We start from the raw sequence: 21,410 nt of genomic DNA, 5'->3' as shown, positions 1-21,410 counted from the left end.
CGGACGCTGCAGTGGGTGGGACACCCGGGAACTGAGTAACTCACGAGGTGGAGGTCCAGTACCAGCTGATCCGCCACCTCGTGAGCTCGACCGGGCGGCACCTCGTGAATTGCCTGCCATTGTGCCCAGCCCAACCCAGCACCGGTCCTCACACAACGCAAACAGCCCGGAGGGAAAATCCCTCCGGGCCGCCTGCCACGGGTGAGAACCACCGGGCTCTCCCCCGCCTATTCGTGCGGCTGTTTCAACCTTGCAAGCACTTGAACCCGCGGCCGAATCAGACGCACCAGCGCTTCGCGCTTAAGCGAATCAGATGTCGCCGAAGCCGCCGAAGTCGTAGTCCTCGAGCGGAATGGTCGAGCCTTCGCCGGCGAATGCCGGGTAGAAGTCGCCGTAGGTGTTCGAGAACATTTCCTGCTTGGCTTCGTCGGTCGGTTCGACAATCAAGTTGCGGTAGCGGTGCATACCGGTACCGGCCGGGATGAGCTTACCGAGGATGACGTTCTCCTTCAGGCCGAGCAGCGGGTCGGACTTGCCTTCCATAGCTGCTTCGGTCAGCACGCGCGTGGTCTCCTGGAACGATGCAGCCGACAGCCACGATTCGGTGGCCAGCGATGCCTTCGTGATGCCCATGAGCTCGTCACGTGCGGAAGCCGGCTGGCCGCCTTCTGCAACGACGCGCTTGTTTTCGTCCTGGTAGCGGCCGCGGTCAACGAGTTCACCCGGCAGCAGGTTGGTGTCGCCGGACTCGATGACCGTCACACGGCGCAGCATCTGACGCACAATGACTTCGATGTGCTTGTCGTGAATGCCGACACCCTGCGAACGGTAGACCTTCTGGACTTCGTCAACAAGGAACTTCTCGGCGTCGCGACGACCGCGGATGCGCAGCACCTGCTTGGGGTCGATGGCACCTTCAACCAGCTGGGTGCCGGCTTCGATGTTCTGGCCGTCTTCAACCAGAAGCTGTGCGCGACGACCGACTGCGTGCTCGATTTCGTCAGAACCGTCAGACGGGATCACGATGACGTAGCGCGTCTTGCGGCTGTCGTCGATCTTGACCTTGCCGGCTGCTTCCGAAATCGGCGCGTAGCCCTTGGGCGTGCGTGCTTCGAAGAGCTCGGTGACACGCGGCAGACCCTGCGTAATGTCACCGCCACCGCCGGCGGCAACACCACCGGTGTGGAACGTACGCATGGTCAGCTGCGTACCGGGTTCACCAATCGACTGTGCTGCGACGGTGCCGACTGCTTCGCCGATGTCGACGAGCTTGCCGGTTGCCATCGAGCGACCGTAGTGCTCAGCCGAGATCTGCGCGTCGGAGTCTGCGGTGAGAACCGACAGCACCTTGACTTCGCGAACGCCGGCGGCAACCAGCTGGTCGAGCACATCGACCGAAATGTCGGTCTTTGCGGGCACCACGACGTTGCCGTCGGCGTCGGTGACGTCGACTGCCGTGAGGCGACCCAGAACCGAGGTTTCGGCCCATTCGTGCACAACGAGGTTGCCCTTTGCGTCTTCCTGAGCGACGGGCAGCGTGATGCCGCGCTTCGAATCGGTGGATTCGGTGCGGATGATGACATCCTGCGAAACATCAACCAGACGGCGCGTGAGGTAACCGGAGTCTGCGGTACGCAGAGCGGTGTCTGCCAGACCCTTACGAGCACCGTGCGACGCGATGAAGTACTCGAGGACCGACAGGCCTTCGCGGTAGTTCGACTTAATCGGACGCGGGATGATTTCACCCTTCGGGTTCGTCACAAGACCGCGCATTGCGGCCAGCTGACGGACCTGCGTCCAGTTACCGGAAGCACCGGACTCGACAAGGCGCAGAATCGAGTTCTCCGAAGTGAAGTTCTTCTGCATTGCCTCGGCGATCTTGTCGGTGGTGTCCGACCAGATCTTGACGAGTTCGGTACGGCGCTCCTCGTCGGTGAGCGCACCGAAGGCGTACTGTTCTTCGACCTTGTCGACGAGCTCTTCGGCTTCGTTGAGCGACTGTTCCTTGGATTCCGGAGACACGATGTCGCTCATTGCAACGGTCAGACCGGAGCGGGTTGCCTGGTAGAAGCCGGTTTCCTTGAAGTTGTCGAGTGCCTGTGCGACTTCCACGCGCGGGTAGTTGTCTGCGAGGCGGTTGACGATCTTCGACAGCTGCTTCTTGCCGATGGTCTCGTTGACGTACGGGTAGTCCTCCGGCAGGGTCCGGTTGAACAGGGCACGGCCCAGGGTGGTCTCGAGGACGAGGGTGTCGCCCTGTTCCCAGCCTTCCGGCAGTTCCATCTTCCGATGCGGAACGATGTTGCTCAGGCGGATCTTCACCTTGGCGCCGAGGTCGAGTTCGCCACGGTCGTAGGCCATGATGGCCTCCGAAACCGAACCGAAGTCGCGGCCGATGCCGGGCACGTCTTCGCGTTCGGAGGTCAGGTGGAAGATGCCGATGATCATGTCCTGCGTGGGCATGGTCACGGGCTTGCCGTCCGAAGGCTTGAGGATGTTGTTCGCCGACAGCATCAGCAGGCGTGCTTCAGCCTGTGCCTCTGCGGACAGCGGCAGGTGGACTGCCATCTGGTCACCGTCGAAGTCAGCGTTGAAGGCGGTGCAGACCAGCGGGTGGATCTGAATTGCCTTGCCTTCAACCAGCTGCGGTTCGAAGGCCTGAATGCCCAGACGGTGCAGGGTGGGTGCACGGTTGAGCAGAACCGGGTGCTCCTGAATGACTTCTTCGAGCACGTCCCACACCTGCGGGTGCTGACGTTCGACCATGCGCTTAGCCGACTTGATGTTCTGGGCGTGGTTGAGGTCAACCAGGCGCTTCATCACGAACGGCTTGAACAGTTCGAGTGCCATGGTCTTGGGCAGACCGCATTCGTGCAACTTCAGGGTCGGGCCGACCACGATGACCGAACGGCCGGAGTAGTCGACGCGCTTACCGAGCAGGTTCTGACGGAAGCGACCCTGCTTGCCCTTGAGCATGTCGGACAGCGACTTGAGCGGACGGTTGCCCGGTCCGGTGACGGGGCGACCGCGACGGCCGTTGTCGAACAGCGAGTCGACTGCTTCCTGGAGCATCCGCTTTTCGTTGTTGACGATGATTTCGGGTGCACCGAGGTCAAGCAGGCGCTTGAGGCGGTTGTTGCGGTTGATGACACGACGGTAGAGGTCGTTGAGGTCGCTGGTTGCGAAGCGGCCACCGTCGAGCTGCACCATGGGGCGCAGTTCCGGCGGGATGACCGGGATCGCGTCGAGCACCATGCCTTCGGGCTTGTTGTCCGTGGTCATGAATGCGTTGACGACCTTGAGGCGCTTGAGCGCGCGGGTCTTGCGCTGGCCCTTGCCGGTGCGAATGAGTTCGCGCAGCATTTCGGCTTCGGATTCGAGGTCGAAGTCCTTGAGGCGCTGCTGGATGGCAGCGGCACCCATGGAGCCCTCGAAGTAGATGCCGAAGCGGGCGACCATGTCGCGGTACAGGCTTTCGTCACCTTCGAGGTCTGCGACCTTGAGGTTCTTGAAGCGGTCCCACACCTGTTCCAGACGGTCCAACTGGCGTTCGGAGTTGCGGCGGATGTTGCCGAGTTCCTTGTTTGCCTGCTTTTCGACCTTGCTCTTGGCCGCTGCGGTTGCACCGTCGGCTTCGAGTTCCTTGAGGTCGTCTTCCAGCTTCTTGGATCGACGGTCGAGGTCCGCGTTCATGCGGTCTTCGATCTGCTTCTTTTCGACGTCCACCTGGTTCTGCAGGGTGGGCATGTCGCGGTGGCGCGAATCTTCGTCGACCGACGTGATCATGTAGGCCGCGAAGTAGATGACCTTTTCGAGGTCCTTCGGAGCCAGGTCGAGCAGGTAGCCCAGGCGGCTGGGCACGCCCTTGAAGTACCAGATGTGGGTGACGGGAGCGGCGAGCTCGATGTGGCCCATGCGCTCACGGCGCACCTTGGCGCGGGTGACTTCAACACCGCAGCGCTCACAGATGATGCCCTTGAAGCGCACGCGCTTGTACTTGCCGCAGGCGCATTCCCAGTCGCGGGTGGGACCGAAGATGCGCTCACAGAACAGGCCGTCCTTCTCCGGCTTGAGCGTGCGGTAGTTGATGGTCTCGGGCTTCTTGACTTCGCCGTGCGACCACTGGCGAACCTCATCAGCCGTAGCCAGGCCGATGCGCAGTTCATCAAAGAAATTAACGTCAGGCACGTAAATCCTCTTCCTTGGTGACCTTCAGAAGGTCAGTAAAAATTCGGGCTGGCTGGCTGTCAGACTTCGTCGACTGTCTGGGCTTCGTCACGCGAAAGGTTGATGCCGAGCTCTTCAGCTGCTCGGTACATTTCGTCGTCTTCGCGCATTTCGACGGCGTGGCCGTCTGCCGACAGAACTTCGATGTCAAGGCACAGCGACTGCATTTCCTTGATGAGGACCTTGAACGACTCGGGGATGCCCGGGTCGGGAAGGTTCTCGCCCTTGACGATTGCTTCGTAGACCTTGACGCGGCCGGGAACGTCGTCCGACTTGGTGGTCAGGAGTTCCTGCAGCGTGTAGGCCGCACCGTAGGCTTCGAGCGCCCACACTTCCATTTCGCCGAAGCGCTGGCCGCCGAACTGTGCCTTACCGCCCAGCGGCTGCTGGGTGATCATCGAGTACGGGCCGGTGGAACGAGCGTGGATTTTATCGTCGACCAGGTGGTGGAGCTTGAGCATGTACATGTAGCCCACCGAGACCGGGTACGGGAACGGTTCGCCGGAGCGGCCGTCGAACAGGCGGGCCTTTCCGGAGCCGTCGATCAGGCGCTCACCGTCGCGGTTGAGGCGGGTGTTGTCGAGCAGGCCGCGCAGTTCGGGTTCGTGCGCACCGTCGAACACCGGGGTTGCGACGTTGGTGCCGGGTTCGGCTTCGAGGTCGAAGCCGGCGTCCTTGAGGTCCTGTGCCCATTCGGGGTTGCCTTCGATCTTCCAGCCCTGCTTGGCTGCCCAGCCAAGGTGGGTTTCGAAGACCTGGCCGATGTTCATTCGGCGCGGAACACCGTGCGGGTTGAGGATGATGTCGACGGGGGTTCCGTCTTCCATGAACGGCATGTCTTCAACCGGCAGGATGGTCGAGATGACGCCCTTGTTTCCGTGGCGTCCGGCCATCTTGTCGCCGACGGTGATCTTGCGGCGCTGGGCCACGTAGACGCGCACCAGCTGGTTGACACCGGGGGTGAGTTCGTCGTCTTCTTCGCGGTCGAAGACCTTGACGGCGATCACGGTTCCGGTTTCGCCGTGGGGCACCTTGAGCGAGGTGTCGCGGACTTCGCGCGACTTTTCGCCGAAGATAGCGCGCAGCAGGCGCTCTTCGGGGGTCAGTTCGGTTTCACCCTTGGGGGTCACCTTGCCGACCAGGATGTCGCCGTCGGTGACTTCGGCGCCGATGCGGATGATGCCGCGGTCGTCGAGGTCAGCCAGGGCTTCCTGCGCGATGTTCGGGATGTCGCGGGTGATCTCTTCGGCACCGAGCTTGGTGTCTCGAGCGTCGACTTCGTATTCCTCGATGTGGATCGAGGACAGGACGTCGTCCTGCACCATGCGCTGGGACAGGATGATGGCGTCTTCGAAGTTGTAGCCTTCCCACGACATGAAAGCCACGAGGAGGTTCTTGCCGAGGGCCATTTCACCGTTCTGGGTGGACGGACCGTCAGCCAGCACCGCACCGACTTCGACTCGGTCGCCTTCGGACACGATGATCTTCTGGTTGTACGAGGTGCCGTGGTTGGAGCGGCGGAACTTCTCGGCTCGGTAGGTGGTCTGGGTGTCGTCGTCGTTCATGACGGTGACGTAGTCAGCGGAGACTTCGGTGACCACACCGGCCTTGTCGGCGGTGATGACATCGCCGGCGTCGATGGCCGAGCGGTATTCCATGCCGGTGCCGACCAGCGGTGCTTCTGCGCGGACCAGCGGAACGGCCTGACGCTGCATGTTCGCACCCATGAGGGCGCGGTTGGCGTCGTCGTGTTCGAGGAACGGGATAAGGGCCGTGCCGACCGACACCATCTGACGTGCAGACACGTCCATGAAGTCGATGTCTTCCTTGGGCAGCAGTTCGGCTTCGCCGGAACCGCCCTTGGGGCGAGACAGGACGAAGTCTTCTGCGAAGCGCTGGTCGTCGGTCAGCGGTGCGTTTGCCTGTGCGATGTTGTACGGGAGTTCATCGTCAGCCGTGAGGTAGCGCGTCTTGTCGGTGACGACGCCGTTCTCAACGATGCGGTACGGGGTTTCGATGAAGCCGAACGGGTTGATGCGCGCATAGGAGGCGAGCGAACCGATCAGACCGATGTTGGGGCCTTCCGGCGTTTCGATGGGGCACATGCGTCCGTAGTGCGACGGGTGGACGTCGCGGACTTCCATGCCCGCACGGTCACGCGACAGACCGCCGGGACCCAGAGCCGACAGGCGGCGCTTGTGGGTAAGGCCGGCCAGCGGGTTGTTCTGGTCCATGAACTGCGACAGCTGCGAAGTTCCGAAGAACTCCTTGATGGCTGCCACGACGGGACGGATGTTGATGAGCGTCTGCGGGGTGATCGCTTCGACGTCCTGGGTGGTCATGCGCTCGCGGACCACGCGCTCCATGCGCGAAAGACCGGTGCGGACCTGACCTTCGATCAGTTCGCCGACCGTGCGGATGCGACGGTTGCCGAAGTGGTCGATGTCGTCCAGGGCGACCGGGATGTCGACGCTTTCGCCGTCGCGGACGCCCTTGAGGGTTTCGTGGCCGGCGTGCAGCGCAACGATGTAGTGGATGGCAGCGGCGATGTCGTCGGTGGTGAGCACACCCTGCGTGACGTCTTCTTCGACCCCGAGCTTGCGGTTGACCTTGTAGCGGCCGACCTTGGCGAGGTCGTAGCGCTTGGGGTTGAAGTAGAGGTTCTGCAGAAGGTTTTCTGCAGCTTCAACAGTGGCCGGTTCGGACGGACGCAGCTTGCGGTAGATGTCGATGAGCGCTTCTTCGCGCGTTTCGACGGTGTCCTTGGCAAGGGTTTCGCGGATCGACTCGAATTCGCCGTAGCGTTCGAGGATTTCCGAGGAGGTCCAGCCAAGTGCCTTGAGCAGCACCGTGACCGACTGCTTGCGCTTGCGGTCGAGGCGAACGCCGACCTGGTCGCGCTTGTCGACTTCAAACTCCAGCCATGCACCGCGCGACGGGATGATCTTCGCGGTGAAGATGTCCTTGTCGGAGGTCTTGTCCGGGGTCGATTCGAAGTAGGCGCCGGGCGAGCGGACGAGCTGCGAAACGACGACGCGCTCGGTCCCGTTGATGATGAAGGTGCCCTTGGGGGTCATGAGCGGGAAGTCGCCCATGAACACCGTCTGGCTCTTGATCTCCATGGTGGAGGTGTTCATGAATTCGGCGGTCACGAACAGCGGCGCCGAATAGGTGATGTCGCGCTCCTTGCACTCGTCGATTGAGTACTTGGGCGGCTCAAAGCGGTGGTCGCGGAACGACAGCGACATGGATCCGGAGAAGTCTTCAATCGGGGAGATCTCTTCGAAGATGTCTTCGAGCCCCGAGGTTTCCGGAACGGAGGTGTCGCCGTTCTCGATTGCTTCCGCAACTCGCTCCTGCCAGGCTTCCGAGCCGATCAGCCAGTCGAAGCTGTCGGTCTGCAGTCCCAGGAGGTTGGGAACTTCGAGAGGTTCGTGGATCTTCGCGAAGGAAATGCGCTGAGGCGGGTTAGCGGTCCTGATGTTTTCGTTGGCGGCGGCCAATGGGTTCCTTCCACGTTGTGGTCATCACTCGTGCGCTGCAGCGTTGAATCACCCGAGGTCCGGCCGGGTCGCTTTGCGACACTCGCTTACGCTGACGTCACGGCGGATCCGGTCAAGGTGTGCTAGTTTGATGCCCACCGCTATATGAAGGCACAGCAAACCCACTGCAACACAAACAATCAGAATAGCTGATTGAACCTGCTGTAGCAAGACCCCCTGTGGTAGGGTCGATCTTCTCCGCACTTTTTGCGCTCTGCACTGTCCGACGAAAACCGTGACGAGCAGGGCGCTTTTTCGTTCCCAACTGCACTGCTGGGCAGCACGTCCTCCCACCCTGCTCCCGCCTCGCCCACCAGCACTTGTGACCTATAGTCACCGTCCAAAATATTGGAATCGGCGGCAGTTTCGTTCGGCAGACGTGAGGGGCTTCACGTTAACCTGGGCCTATCTATTGGGAGGCCCGGATGCACAACCTGCCGCTTATACCCGCATCGCTCGGTTCGATGCCATTGCTGCTCTTGGCGGCGCTCGCCGCGCTCATATACAGCGCTGTTCAGTTGGTCCTGCCCTATCTGCACAGTCGGAGAATGCCGGCCGGCGCCCAAGCCCGAGCCGCCGCTCCCCTGCCGCCAACCCGGCCCGGAGTTCCGACCCAGCCCCCAGTTCCACCTCGTCAGCCGAGCGCCCCACCCCAACCACAGCACCGGCCTGCACGTCCGCACGACCCAACCCCAACAGCACAGCCACAGCACCCAGCAGCCAGGCCGCCCTACCCGGCTGCTGCACCTCAGGCACAGCCGAACAATGACGTTGCCCTCTACGCGAACCTGCTGCTGGGGGTTGCGGCTGCGTTCCTCGTGATCGCGGCGTTCATCTTCGTGGGCATCGCCCAGCGTGCGCTGCTGCGGGCCATCACGGTCATCGGCGTTGCCGTCATCACCTACGGCGCCGGCCTCGGCATTGCTCTGCTGTCTTCGCGTCTGAAACCCGTCGGCATTGCCCTGACGGCGGTCGGCCTCGTCCTGCTTCCGATTTCAGGTGCCGCACTGGGCGGCCTCGACATCACGGGGGCAAAAACCGCGTGGCTTGTGGCTTCAGTGCTTGGGCTGATCAGCTGCGCACTTGCGGCAGCGCTGCTGCGGTCTGAGCTCGTCATGTGGTTTGGTCTGCTGTTCATCGGCTCGACCGTGCTGTCGGTGATCAACTTCGGCGGACCGTCGTTTGCCTACTACGGCGTCGGCCTGGTGATCGTGTCGATGGCGTTCATCATCATCGGCCGCGTTCTCGAGGGCCCGTATACGGGCCGCAGGACTGCTCACTCACGAGGTGCCGCCGGCTTCCGCTCTTTCCTCTCGGCTGAGCGGGGTCAGAAGGTCCGCTGGGCGCGACCCTTTGTCCTGTTGGGACAGATCATCGCACCGGCATCGGGAATCTGCGCGCTCATCACTCTGCCTGACGATTCACCGTGGGCGAAGGGTGTTTTCTGGCTGGTGCTGACGGTGTTCTACATCGTGTTGGGCATCTGCCGCAGCTGGACTTACGCACTCGGTGCCGCACTGCTGACCAGCACGATCGGCATCACGACACTGACGGGATCACTGTGCCGTACCTCCGGCAGTCCAGCGTTCGGCGAAGGCGGCCGATACATGCCCGTGTGCGAGGTGGCAGTCTCGACCGCAGGAATCGCCGCTTCAGTCGTGCAGATCCTCGTCATAACCGCCGCCTTTGCGATGTTTGTGCGGCAGGGCCGGAAGCTCACCGTGCTCATCTCGCTGTACATTTCCGCGACGATCCTCACGGTGTCGACGCTGGCGGCCATGCGGAGGACCTTCTCCATCATCAGGTTCTATGAGGACACTGGTCGTCCTGATGATTTCGGCGCGGCAGTCGATGCTGTACAGCTGCCGCTGCTGCTGATCGCAGTCTTCTTGGTGCTGGCAGGGATTATCTGCGCGTGGGCGGCCTGGCGGGCAGACTCTGCCTTCCTGCAGGCAACATCCGCAGTGTCGCTTGCAGCCGCTCCCCTGCTGGGCACGGGCTTTTCGAGGCTTGGGCCCGATTGGACTTTCAGCGCAGTAATACTCACGCTGAACACCGTCATGGTGGTCGGCCACGGTGCGCTGACTTTTGCTGCGCGCACAAAAGCGGGCAGGCAGCGCCGTCAGCTTCGCTCAGTGTCCATGATCTCTGCCACCGTCATCAGCATTGCAGGGGGCCTGCCCTTCACGCTTCTTGTGTGGTCGGACAGTTCGACTCCGATGATCTGGGCGCTGTTCGCGGCTTCCGTGGTGGCGACTGCGATCTTCATTGGGGCGGCGTTCTTCTTCCGCTCTGCTGTCATTTCATTTACAGCACTGTGCGCAGCCTTCGGTGGGACCGGTGCGCTGAGCTTCATCATCAGCCTCTCTGCCGGAGCCAACTACAGCGCGGCGCTGTTCATCCCGGTGGCCGGCATCGGATCAGCTGTCCTGTGGCTCGTGTCGCACCGCCTGTGGCTGCGAGGCCGGACCCGACGGTCGTGGATGGCATACGCCCTGTCGATCGTGTGGGCGGCCTCTGCCGCCTCCGGACTCCTTCGGCACACCTTCTTCAACGAAGACGGCCGGGTGTTCAGCGCCTCCGTCGTCATGATCACGGCGGGCATTGCAGCTGCCTGCGCCGCCGCGGGAGCACAGGCAGCCGTCGCCTACCTCCGCCGCACGTGCCCCGCGGTGCCCAACCGGCGCTATCTGCTCACGGTTCCGGTGCTGATCTTCACCGGCGCGCTCTGGGCCGTTCTCATCACCCGGTTCTTGGGTCTTCCGCTTGCAGTGGTTTCCATCGCCTTCGCCCTGACCGCACTTGCGATCGCCTGGATGAGTCTGAGCCTGTCCATTCAATGGCTGCAGCTGCCCGCGGGAGCGACGCTGTTTGTCAGTCTGCTCTTCGCATCCAGCGAACTGACAACCAGCTTTTCACTCACCGTGCTGCTTGCAGCCTGGGGCACGTGGGCCGTTGCCTATGCCGGTCACTGGATTCTGGCCCTGTTGCACCGCAAAGTGTTGGCTTCTCTCATCACCGCCGCGCTTGCGCTTGTAATGGCACTGTTCACACTGCCTTTGGTCACATTCAAGGAAACGTGGCTGCACGATCCCAAGCGCGCCGCAACGGGAGCGACGATCGCGATTCTTGCGCTCATGGTGTTTGGCGCCGCGCGTTTCTTCAAGAATCCGAGGCACCGGCTGGGATGCCAGGAAGGCGCCTCCTATCTTGGCGCTATCGCGCTCATGCTGGTGATCGACGGTTTTATCGACACGCGCTTTGTTGTCCTGTGGCACGTACCCGTCATCGTCGCCCTCACATGGGCTCTGTATCTGGCCCGCCGCGGCAGGCAACAACAGGCCCAGTTCCCTGCGACAGATGAGTTCTTCAACCTCTTCGACCTGCGGATCCTCCTTGCGTGGCTGGTCTTGACGGTGGCGGGAATAGCCGCGGCGACGACCGGCCCCGGTTGGCTGACTGTGCTGTTCCTGGCCGACCACGTTGCACTGTTGGTACTCGGCGCGCTCACATCCCGCCAATGGGCTCTGTGGTGGGGACTTGCTGCCTGCGGCGCAGCGGTGTTCTGGGGCCTGCGCAATCTGGTCTGGCTGGCTCTCGTGCTTCTGGCGCTCATGCTCATCGGCGTTGTCGTGTGGATGCTGCTGCGGCCGAAAAAGGAAAAACCCGCACCGGCCGCATTTGCTGGACCCCCTCAGCCGGGCGCGCCACCCCAGCCCCACCCGGGAGGCCAGGCACATCCCGGTTCTGCCCCACAGCGGACTCACAGGCCGGCACAGCAGCCTCAACCGCAGGGACAGGTTCAGCCACAGTGGCAGCAGGGCCACTCCGGGCCACCCATGCCGCAGCAAACGCCCCACCCGCAGGGACAGCAGCCCTCGACAGCACCCCCGCGAGGACCGATGCCGCCCTGGCAGCCGGCTCGTCAGCCCGGACAGCCGCCCCAGCAGCAGCCACCTCGTCAGCCCGGACAGCCGCCTCAGCAGCAGCCACCTCGGCCTTCTGGTCGCGGCAAACCAGACACTGCTCCCCCACCGGGGCCGGGCTTCGGGCACACAGGCGATCCCCGGGGCCCCGGTCAGTAGACTTCAGCGACACACAAGAAGGGTCAGTGGCAGACAGTTCTGAAGAACAGGCCGGCATCTACGCCATCACGACCGATCCGGCGACACTGAACAGCTACCTGATCGTCGGCACCAGCCGGGCGCTGCTGGTCGACACCGGATCGGGGCCGTGGCAGGCAGCGCGCATCCTCGAAGCCGCACGCACCGTCACAGGCCTGCCGATTGCCGTGCTCAACACGCACGACCACTGGGATCATTTCTTCGGCAATGCGCACATGAAGGCCGAAGGTGTAGACGAGTTCTTGGCCAGTGAGCGCTTCGCCCACGATCAAGCCGCAAGCGCATGGCTTCAGCTGGCAGAAGTGCCGGCGACAGACGAACCGGACCTCCCGACCGATCCCACCGAACTCATCGTCGAGCCCACGCAAGTCGTTGCCCACGGCGACACAATCGACCTCGGCGGCACAGTGGTCACAGTGCGCGAATACTCCGGGCACACAGAAAGCGACATCGTCCTGCAGTTGTCAGATGTGCTCATCGTCGGCGACCTCATTGAAGAAGGTGCTCCCCCACAGTTCGGCGATGACGCTCAGCCCAGCGCGTGGGCACAGACCCTTCGGGACATCCTCGCCATCGACGGGATCAGCGTCTACTGCCCCGGCCACGGCGAACCTGTCGACAGAGCCTTCGTCCAAGCACAGGCCGACGACGTTGCGGCTGTCGCAGCACAGCTGGCTGACCCTGACGCTGGTGATGCAGAGGTGAGCCTCCGTCAAGCCCAGCCGTTCACGTACCTGCCCAGCATCGGCGAGGCAAAGCGGATCAGGTGAGCGGCGCCTCGTAAGAGGGAGTCCAGAAACAGCAAAACCCCCGGGAAAAATCCCGGGGGTTCGCTGTAGAACAGTCAGTGACCGATGATCACTTCAGCGAGACGGTTGCGCCTGCAGCTTCGAGCTGTTCCTTAGCCTTTTCAGCGTCTTCCTTCGAAGCGCCTTCGAGGATCGGCTTCGGAGCCGAGTCAACGAGGTCCTTGGCTTCCTTGAGGCCCAGCGAAGTCAGAGCGCGGACTTCCTTAATAACCGGAACCTTCTTGTCGCCGGCGGATTCGAGGACAACGTCGAATTCGCTCTTCTCTTCAGCGGCAGCACCGGCGTCGCCGCCGCCAGCAGCCGGAGCAGCTGCAGCAGCAACCGGAGCAGCTGCTTCAACTTCGAATTCTTCTTCGAACTTCTTGACGAAGTCGTTGAGTTCGATGAGGGTCAGTTCCTTGAAAGCTTCGATGAGCTCTTCGGGGGTGAGCTTAGCCATTGTGGCAAAGTCCTTCCATTAATGGGTCTACAGCTTTTGGGCTGTAGGAAAACCGGGTTGTGGTTATGAAGCTCAGGCGGCTTCCGATTCCTGCTTGGCGCGCAGAGCGTCCACGGTGCGAACTGCCTTGATGGCAGGTGCGGTGAACGTGTAGGCGGCCTTGTAGAGGCTGCCCTTCATAGCGCCGGCTGCCTTGGCAAGCAGCACCTCGCGGGATTCGAGTTCCGCCAGCTTCGAAACATCCTCAGCTGTAAGAGCAGCACCGTCGAAGTAACCGCCCTTGATGACCAGCTTGGGATTCGCCTTGGCAAAGTCCCGCAGGGCCTTCGCAGCGTCAACAGGTTCGCCTTCGATGAACGCGATGGCGGTCGGGCCGTTGAGCAGACCGTCGAACGCGTCAATTCCAGCTTCCTTAGCCGCGATGGCCGTCAGCGTGTTCTTTACCACGGCGTAGGTGGTGTTCTCACCCAGCGAACGACGCAGTTCCTGCATGTCGCCCACTGTGAGACCACGGTACTCGGTCAGCACTGCAGCGGAGGAGTTGTCAAAACGGTTTTTGATCTCCTTTACCGCGGCTGCCTTGTCAAGCCTCGCCATGGTATTCCTTTCAATACATCTGTTGGTTTGCCCAAAACAAAAAGCGCTCCGCATACAGGTGCGGAACGCTTGGCGTTCGACTGACAGCACAGGTTGTGTGCTTTCAGCTTTGTTCTCACCTGCGTGGGTCACTCTTGTGAGTCTTCGCCGGATCCTGCTGCTTGCGCAACATTTTCCGAGACCGACGGTCTTGGGCAGATTCAATAGTAGAGCAGGACGGTGCTTAGACGCAAATCCTGCCCCTTACGAGGCGGAGCTCGCCTTCCCGCTGGGAAGACGAGCTCCGCTCTTACTCACCTGGGCGCTGGATCAGCGCAGGGAGGCAACGTCCAGCGGGATGGCCGGACCGTTGGTCGTGGTGAGCGTCGCCTTGGTGACGTAGCGACCCTTGGAGGACGATGGCTTCAGACGTGCGATCTCTTCGACAGCGGCTGCGAAGTTGTCGCGCAGCTGGTCTTCCGAGAACGAAGCCTTGCCGATGATGAAGTGCAGGTTCGCGTGCTTGTCAACACGGAACTCAATCTTGCCGCCCTTGATGTCCTGGACAGCCTTTGCGACGTCCATGGTGACGGTGCCGGTCTTGGGGTTCGGCATGAGTCCGCGGGGACCCAGAACCTTACCCAGACGGCCGACCTTGCCCATCATGTCCGGGGTTGCAACAGCAGCGTCGAAGTCAGTGAAGCCTCCGGCCACCTTTTCCAGCAGGTCATCGGAGCCGACGTAGTCAGCACCTGCTTCACGGGCAGCTTCAGCACGGTCTCCGGCTGCGAACACCAGGACCGTAGCGGTCTTACCGGTGCCGTGCGGGAGGTTCACGGTGCCGCGCACCATCTGGTCGGCCTTGCGGGGGTCGACGCCCAGACGGAATGCAACTTCGACGGTCGAGTCGAACTTCGAAACGGCGGTTTCCTTGGCCAGGGCTACTGCCTGGTCCGGGGTGTAGTTAGTGTCAGCCGCGATCTTTTCGGCTGCGGCCCTGTAGGCCTTTGAGCGCTTTGCCATCTGCTATCTCCTTGCAGTTGTGGTGCGGGCCGCGCCGGCCCTACCACGTTTGGGTATGCCTGATCAGGCCTTGATGTCGGTGGTGATGCCCATGGAACGAGCGGTGCCGGCCACGATCTTGGATGCGGCGTCGATGTCGTTCGCGTTGAGGTCAGGCATCTTGGTTTCGGCGATTTCGCGCACCTGGTCAGCGGTCAGGTGACCGACCTTGACGGTGTGCGGGGTTGCCGAACCCGACTTCAGTCCAGCTGCCTTCTTGATCAGCTGAGCAGCCGGCGGGGTCTTGGTGATGAAGTCGAACGAGCGGTCTTCGTAAACGGTGATTTCAACCGGAACGATGTTGCCGCGCATGGATTCTGTGGCCGCGTTGTAGGCCTTGCAGAATTCCATGATGTTCACGCCGTGCTGACCAAGGGCAGGACCGACCGGGGGTGCCGGGTTAGCAGCGCCCGCCTGGATCTGCAGCTTGATCAGACCGACAGCCTTTTTCTTGGGTGCCATGTTGGTCCTTAATCTGGTAGTTGTTCCCACGGTCAGAAGGGCCGTGGGCTTTGGACGCGGTTGTCCGCTCCGATGAGGGCGGACGGAGTCCAAACCACAACATTATTCCACGCCCGCCCGATTTTGTTAAATGCGGGTGCCCTGCACCACATAGGCCTCAGCTGGGCAGCCATTTCCAACAGAAGCAAAAGCGGGCGCCCGGCGTTAAGCCGTGCACCCGCTTTCAGCGTAAAAACAAGATCAGAGCTTGGAGACCTGGTTGAAGCCGAGCTCCACGGGAACGTCGCGTTCGAAGATCGACAGAAGAACCGTGAGCTTCTGCTGTTCGGGGCGGATTTCCTGAATGGTTGCAGGCTGGCCTTCGAAGGAGCCTTCCTTGACCATGACGGATTCGCCGATTTCGAATTCGGTTTCGATGGGCGTGCCGTCTGCTGCGGCCTGTTCGCCGGCGGCCTTGGCAGCCTCTGCCTGCTGTTCTTCGAAGATCGGGGCGAGCATGCCGGCGACCTCGTCGATGCTCAGTGGGATCGGGTCGTACGCGTTGCCCACGAAGCCGGTGACGCCGGGGGTGTGGCGGACAACGCCCCACGATTCGTCAGTGAGTTCCATGCGAACGAGCACGTAGCCGGGCACACGCACGCGGCGAACGGTCTTGCGCTGACCGTTCTTGATTTCGACGACTTCTTCCATCGGCACCTGGATTTCGAAGATTTCGTCTTCTGCGTTGAGCGATACCGCACGGTTTTCCAGGTTGACCTTGACGCGGTTTTCGTAGCCCGCGTAGGAGTGGATGACGTACCAGTCGCCGTCCTTCATGCGAAGGTCGGATTTGAACTCTTCGAACGGGTCGACTTCCGGTGCAGACTGCTGGTCTGCAGCGTCCACGCCGTCGGCAATTTCGCCCGTTGCGGGGTCGAAGTTCTCTGCCTGTTCGGCTTCGACGTTTTCCGGAGTGTTTTCAGACACCGATTCTCCTTTGTTTTCGCGGTCGGCGGCGCGGGTCGTGTTCAGTGGTTCAGCTGTACTTGGGTGTTACCAGAGCGGCCACAGCGGCGAGCCCGCGAAGATGAATCCGGCAAGTTTGCCGAACACGAAGTCGAGGATGGTCACAAGCACCATCATGAGAGCCACGAAGCCCAGAACGACGAGCGTGTAGTTGAGCAGCTCCTTGCGGCTGGGAGTGACAACCTTTTTCAGCTGGTCGAAGACTTCGCGAATGAACTGAATGATGGCGCCGAAGAAGCCCTGCTTCTTCTGCGCTGTTTCGGAGTTTGCCTGAGATTCAGCCACTCGTCCTCATTCTTCCGTCTGCGTTCCCGACCTTCGGGCTTTCCCGGCCGCGCCGGGTAAGAGCAGGGGTGACAGGACTCGAACCTGCAACCTACGGTTTTGGAGACCGTTGCGCTACCAATTGCGCCACACCCCTAAGCGAGCACCGGTTCATCATAGCCGCATTGCTGCAGCTGATGGAAACGGGGCGTCACCGACACAACATATTAGCCGTTCGGTGTGCTCGCGTCGAACTGAACCGGCTTTCGCCTACAGTTCCAGGCCCACGAGGTTCGGTTCGGGTACCAGTGTGATCCCGAATCGGCCCTGCACGCCATCGCGGATGTGCCGCGCCAGTTCGATGATTTCCTGTGCCTGGGCACCTCCCGTGTTGGTCAGCGCCAGGGTGTGCTTGCTCGACAGTGCAGCCTTGGAGCCGTCGAGTCGGAAGCCTTTGGCAAAACCCGCCTGCTCAATGAGCCACGCCGCCGAGGTTTTGACCACCGAGGGGTCGTCTTTGCCCGTGCTGGGGTCCACGACCGGATAGCGTGGGGCTCCTTCCGGCAGTGCCACCTGTTCGACGTCGAGGATCGGATTGGTGAAGAACGATCCAGCCGACCACGTGTCGTGGTCTTCGGCGTCGAGCACCATGCCCTTTGAGCTGCGCAGTTCAAGCACGGCTTCGCGCACCGCGGTGGGGCTTGCGGTGTCGCCGACTTCTACGCCGAGAGTGTTGGCCAGCTGGGCGTACTTGATGGGCACTCCCCCGGTTCCGCTGGCTTTCGGCAGGTTGAAGGTCACGGAGAGCACCACGTAGCGCGGCTGTCCGTGGTGGTGCGCTGTGCGCTTGAGGACCGACGTGCGGTAGCCGAATTCGAGCTCTGCTTTGCGCACAATCAGGGTGCGGCCGAACTCGCGGTCGAAAAGGTATACCGATTCGATCGTGGAAGACACCTCGGCGCCGTAGGCTCCTACGTTCTGCACGGGTGTCGCGCCCACGGACCCGGGTATCCCGGACAGCGGTTCCAGGCCGGTGAGGCCCTGTTCAATGGTCCAGGCGACGAAGCTGTCCCAGTCTTCACCGGCGTGGGCCGTTGCGCGCGCGGTGCCGCGGCCGCGTTCCAGTTGGACGCCTTCCGTGCGGATGATGCCCACGGGACCTGCAAAGCCGTCATCGGAGACCACGAGGTTGGAACCACCGCCGACCAGCAGTGCGGGCCCGTCTTGCAGGCGGTAGTCGTCTGCGAATGCTACGAGTTCGTTTTCGGTGGTGAGGATTTCTGCATTGGCAGCGGGGCCGCCGATCCTCAGGGTGGTGTACTCGGCAAGGTTGATGGGTGTGCTCATGCCAGGCGCACCTTGACCTGGGTGCGACCGAGGACCGAGGTGTCTTCTGCTGTGACGTTGACGTCGAGCCGGACTGTGCCGTTGTCTTCGTCTACTGCGCCTACTGTCGCTGTGACTGCGAGTTCAACTGTGGGCTGTTCCGGGGATCCGTTTTCGGCGTCAGGCACTACGACGGGCTTGGTGAAGCGCGTGCGGTAGTCGATGACGGCACACGGGCTGCCGGCCCACTGGGTGATGGGTCCGACAGCCAGCGCCATGGTGAGCATGCCGTGTGCGATCACGTTGGGCAGGCCGACTTCTTTTGCGAAGCGTTCGTTCCAGTGGATGGTGTTGTAGTCGCCGGAGGCTCCCGCGTAGCGGACCAGGTCTGCTCGTGAAATCGGGATGGTGCGGCTGAGCACTTCCTGGCCGACTTCGAGTTCTGTCAGGACCGGAGCTTTCGAGGTGTCAGTCATCGTCGCCTCCTCGTACAACAATGGTCGAGGTCACGGTGGCGACGTGGTCGCCCGCTGCGGTGAGCTCGGTTCGGGTGGTGATCATGGCGTGACCGCCGGCTTCGCGCAGGCCGTCGACGTGGGTGACGCATTCGAGTTCGTCGCCGGCGACGATCGGCCGGCTGTAGGTGAACTGCTCTCCGCCGTGGACTACGCGCGAAAAGTCGATGCCGGAGTTTTCATCGGAGATGTAGCGCTGTTCTGAGCGCTGAGCTGGGATGACCGCGAAGGTCGGCGGGGCGACAAGGTCGGCGTATCCGGCGGCCCGAGCCGCGTCTATGTCTGTGTGGGCCGGGTGTTCGGCGCCTGTGGCGCGGGCGAATTCGGCGATGGCTTCGCGTGAAACCACGTACGGCTGCGGAAGGCGGTATTCGGCACCCTGCAGCTCGGTGTTGACTGCCATAGTTTCCTCCTCGTTCAGGGATCAAGTCTAGGCGGTCTTGGTGGCACAGAAAGCACACCGGCCCGTGTGCGGCACACGCGTCATCCCGCGTTCGGGCATAGAAAAAGGCTTCCAACAGAAATCTGCTGGAAGCCTTAGACAAGTAGCGGGAGCGGGGCTCGATCCCGCGACCTCACGATTATGAGTCGTGCGCTCTAACCACCTGAGCTACCCCGCCACAGTGCAGCGCGGTGACTACACCAGAGCCCCAAAAGGGAATCGAACCCTTGACCTTTTCCTTACCATGGAAACGCTCTGCCGACTGAGCTATTGGGGCAACGGGAACTAACTTTACACATCAGAATCGCGAATGCAAAATCCGCGCAGAGGGATTAGACCGAGACCTTCGTCACAGGCGCTGACCCGGCGGCTCACACGTCAAACTTCGCGGTCAGATAGCCCTGCAGGCGTCCCAACTGGTTCGTGATGATCCCGCTGACACCAGCCGACAGAAGCGCATCCCAGCCTTCGGGAGCGTCAACCGTGTGCACATTGACGCACAGGTCAAGTTCGCGGATCTCCTCAACCAGTTCACGGCGCGATTTGAAGCCGCGGAACGACGGCGCGTAGCCGATCCCCTCAAGGCGCTGCACAAGCTCGACATCGCCCTCTTTCGGCACCACCCGCAGAAGAATCCGCGGAATGTGCCCGGCGATCGCCTGACAGTTGTGCAGGGTGTGCTGCGAAAAGCTCTGCAGAACCACGCGGTCTGCCATCCCGTGCTGGGTGATCAGGTCGACGACAGCGGCTACTCCCCCGGCCTCCCAGTCGCCCTTCAATTCCAGCAGCAGCCAGCCGCCTCGGAAAGACATGCTGTACAGAACAGCATCCAAATGCGGAATCCGCTGCCCGGCAAAACCCGGACCAAGCCACGATCCAGCATCGGCCAAAGAGATCTGCTCATCCGACAGGTTCGCAACAGCACCGGACGCGTCAGTGGTGCGGTTCAGCGTGGGGTCGTGCAGCACCAGCGGGGTGCCGTCAGCACTCAAGTGCACATCGATCTCAATGAAGTCGGCTTCAAGAGCACGCGCAGCATCGATTGCGGCCATCGTGTTCTCGGGAACCGCCCCCGAATAGCCCCTGTGCGCAATCGCCCAGGGCTTACCGCCTCGGCCGGGCACCCTGTCAATGCCCCGGTCCCGCAGGAACTGCGTGAACATCACACCACCCCAAAGGCGAGCATCGCATCGGCAACCTTGCGGAAGCCGGCAATGTTCGCCCCCATCGCGTAGTTGCCGGGGTGGTTGTACTTGTCAGCCGTAGCCAAGCAGGTTTCGTGGATGTTCTTCATAATCTGCGTCAGTCGCGCCTCCGTGTACTCAAACGTCCACGAGTCACGTTCAGCGTTCTGCTGCATTTCCAGCGCAGAAGTCGCAACACCACCGGCGTTGGCCGCCTTGCCCGGGCCGTACGGCACCCCGGCATCGGCAAAGATGGCAACCGCATCGTGCGTACACGGCATGTTCGCGCCTTCCGCAACAACGCGCAGACCGTTCTTCACCAGCTTCGCGGCCGACTTGCCGTCGAGCTCGTTCTGCGTGGCACACGGCAGCGCGATGTCCATCGGGACTTCCCACACGCAGCCGTTCTTGACGTACTTCGCGTTCCCGCCGCGGCGCTGCGCGTATTCGCTGATGCGACCGCGCTCTTCCAGTTTGATCTGCTTGAGCAGGTCAAGGTCGATGCCGTCGGGGTCGTAGACATAGCCACCGGAGTCGCTGGCGGTAACAGCCAGACCGCCCAACTGGTGAACCTTCTCGATTGCGTAGATCGCCACGTTTCCAGACCCGGAAACACCGACCCGCGCACCGTCAAAAGACCCGCCGATGCTGGCAAGCATTTCGCCGGCGAAAATCGCACAGCCGTAGCCGGTGGCCTCGGTGCGGACCAGCGAACCGCCCCAGGACAGTCCCTTGCCGGTGAGCACACCGGATTCGTAGCGGTTGGTGATCCGCTTGTACTGGCCGAACAGATAGCCGATCTCACGGGATCCAACCCCAATGTCACCAGCCGGGACGTCGGTGTATTCACCCAGATAGCGGTACAGCTCAGTCATGAACGACTGACAGAAGCGCATGACTTCGTCATCGGACTTCCCGTGCGGATCGAAGTCAGCTCCACCCTTGCCGCCGCCAATAGGCAGGCCGGTCAGGGAGTTCTTGAAGATCTGCTCAAACCCCAAAAACTTGATGATGCCGAGGTTGACCGACGGGTGGAAGCGCAAGCCGCCCTTGTAGGGCCCGAGTGCTGAGTTGAACTCAACGCGGAAACCGCGGTTGACCTGCACCTGCCCCTTGTCATCAACCCATGGGACGCGGAAGATCAGCTGGCGCTCCGGTTCGCACATCTGCGCAACGATTCGCGCATCGGCGTATTCCGGGTGGCGGTTGCCCAGTGCGCGCAGCGAGCTGAGGACTTCGCGGACAGCCTGGTGGAACTCGGGTTCTGCCGGGTTGCGGGCAATGACCTTTTCCTGCAGGTCGTCAATCGTCTCCAATGGCACGCGGTATCTCCCCTCGCATCGGGCCCCGAATGGGCCGGACCGTGTGGCGGTCTCAACCGAATAATATTCCTCCGCCTGGATCCATGTGCATGCGACCATGATTTGGACCAC

General features: G+C 62.0%; 15 protein-coding genes and 3 tRNA genes. 2 read left to right on the top strand and 16 right to left on the bottom strand.

Translation table 11 applies throughout. The features are described 5' to 3' along the window. Window positions 1-309: 309 nt before the first annotated feature. Window positions 310-4,188 (bottom strand): DNA-directed RNA polymerase subunit beta', encoded by a 3,879-nt coding sequence (locus Bravens_RS08085; RefSeq protein ID WP_062022158.1) that lies wholly within the window; start codon window positions 4,186-4,188, stop codon window positions 310-312. Window positions 4,189-4,247: 59 nt separating this feature from the next. Then, window positions 4,248-7,730, bottom strand: coding sequence for a DNA-directed RNA polymerase subunit beta (rpoB, locus tag Bravens_RS08080; protein WP_062022155.1), 3,483 nt, complete (start codon window positions 7,728-7,730; stop codon window positions 4,248-4,250). Between the two features lie 464 nt (window positions 7,731-8,194). Between rpoB and Bravens_RS10620 the strand changes: the two genes are divergently transcribed. Both Bravens_RS10620 and Bravens_RS10455 read left to right on the top strand, forming a co-directional pair. After that, the gene (locus Bravens_RS10620; protein ID WP_167346400.1) at window positions 8,195-11,854 is read left to right on the top strand and encodes a hypothetical protein; all 3,660 of its coding nucleotides are present in this window, start codon (window positions 8,195-8,197) and stop codon (window positions 11,852-11,854) included. 26 nt (window positions 11,855-11,880) lie between these two features. Then, on the top strand, window positions 11,881-12,663 hold the full coding sequence (locus Bravens_RS10455; RefSeq protein ID WP_062022148.1) for an MBL fold metallo-hydrolase: 783 nt from the start codon (window positions 11,881-11,883) through the stop codon (window positions 12,661-12,663). 88 nt (window positions 12,664-12,751) lie between these two features. On the opposite strand, the gene rplL is transcribed toward Bravens_RS10455, so the two are convergent. The 14 genes from rplL to gdhA all read right to left on the bottom strand — a co-directional run bounded on the left by rplL (window position 12,752) and on the right by gdhA (window position 21,293). Then, window positions 12,752-13,141 carry a 50S ribosomal protein L7/L12 gene (gene rplL, locus Bravens_RS08065; RefSeq protein ID WP_019174623.1) on the bottom strand — a complete coding sequence of 130 codons (390 nt, stop codon included), beginning with the start codon at window positions 13,139-13,141 and terminating at the stop codon, window positions 12,752-12,754. 72 nt (window positions 13,142-13,213) lie between these two features. Continuing rightward, a complete protein-coding gene (gene rplJ / locus Bravens_RS08060) occupies window positions 13,214-13,738 on the bottom strand; it encodes a 50S ribosomal protein L10 (protein WP_062022146.1) in 525 nt (174 codons plus the stop codon). Between the two features lie 309 nt (window positions 13,739-14,047). Beyond that, window positions 14,048-14,740, bottom strand: a complete 693-nt coding sequence (rplA, locus tag Bravens_RS08055; protein ID WP_019174621.1) for a 50S ribosomal protein L1 — start codon at window positions 14,738-14,740, stop codon at window positions 14,048-14,050. 63 nt (window positions 14,741-14,803) lie between these two features. After that, a complete protein-coding gene (gene rplK / locus Bravens_RS08050; RefSeq protein WP_019174620.1) occupies window positions 14,804-15,241 on the bottom strand; it encodes a 50S ribosomal protein L11 in 438 nt (145 codons plus the stop codon). Between the two features lie 240 nt (window positions 15,242-15,481). After that, window positions 15,482-16,207 carry a transcription termination/antitermination protein NusG gene (gene nusG, locus Bravens_RS08045; RefSeq protein ID WP_062022143.1) on the bottom strand — a complete coding sequence of 242 codons (726 nt, stop codon included), beginning with the start codon at window positions 16,205-16,207 and terminating at the stop codon, window positions 15,482-15,484. A 66-nt stretch (window positions 16,208-16,273) separates the two neighbouring features. Further along, a complete protein-coding gene (gene secE, locus Bravens_RS08040; protein WP_019174618.1) occupies window positions 16,274-16,531 on the bottom strand; it encodes a preprotein translocase subunit SecE in 258 nt (85 codons plus the stop codon). 63 nt (window positions 16,532-16,594) lie between these two features. Beyond that, a tRNA-Trp gene (locus tag Bravens_RS08035) sits at window positions 16,595-16,667 on the bottom strand. 113 nt (window positions 16,668-16,780) lie between these two features. After that, the gene (locus Bravens_RS08030) at window positions 16,781-17,857 is read right to left on the bottom strand and encodes a UDP-N-acetylmuramate dehydrogenase (RefSeq protein ID WP_062022140.1); all 1,077 of its coding nucleotides are present in this window, start codon (window positions 17,855-17,857) and stop codon (window positions 16,781-16,783) included. Continuing rightward, window positions 17,854-18,312, bottom strand: coding sequence for a MaoC family dehydratase (locus Bravens_RS08025; protein ID WP_062022137.1), 459 nt, complete (start codon window positions 18,310-18,312; stop codon window positions 17,854-17,856). The genes Bravens_RS08030 and Bravens_RS08025 overlap by 4 nt, the downstream gene beginning before the upstream one ends. Beyond that, window positions 18,305-18,754: an FAS1-like dehydratase domain-containing protein gene (locus Bravens_RS08020; RefSeq protein ID WP_062022134.1), complete on the bottom strand. Its 450-nt coding sequence runs from the start codon at window positions 18,752-18,754 to the stop codon at window positions 18,305-18,307. Before Bravens_RS08020 ends, Bravens_RS08025 begins: the two co-directional genes overlap by 8 nt. A 143-nt stretch (window positions 18,755-18,897) precedes the next feature. Next, window positions 18,898-18,971: transfer RNA gene (locus Bravens_RS08015), tRNA-Met, on the bottom strand. Window positions 18,972-18,997: 26 nt separating this feature from the next. Next, window positions 18,998-19,070 (bottom strand) — tRNA-Thr (locus Bravens_RS08010). 94 nt (window positions 19,071-19,164) lie between these two features. Further along, on the bottom strand, window positions 19,165-19,956 hold the full coding sequence (locus Bravens_RS08005; RefSeq protein WP_082784611.1) for a glycerophosphodiester phosphodiesterase: 792 nt from the start codon (window positions 19,954-19,956) through the stop codon (window positions 19,165-19,167). Beyond that, window positions 19,956-21,293 carry an NADP-specific glutamate dehydrogenase gene (gdhA, locus tag Bravens_RS08000; protein WP_082784612.1) on the bottom strand — a complete coding sequence of 446 codons (1,338 nt, stop codon included), beginning with the start codon at window positions 21,291-21,293 and terminating at the stop codon, window positions 19,956-19,958. Before gdhA ends, Bravens_RS08005 begins: the two co-directional genes overlap by 1 nt. Window positions 21,294-21,410 lie beyond the last annotated feature (117 nt).

Origin of the sequence: Brevibacterium ravenspurgense (genome assembly GCF_001584615.1) — a bacterium.
GTDB lineage: Bacteria > Actinomycetota > Actinomycetes > Actinomycetales > Brevibacteriaceae > Brevibacterium > Brevibacterium ravenspurgense.
Note: the sequence above shows the minus strand (reverse complement) of the source record. Positions and strands in the feature narration are given on the sequence as shown.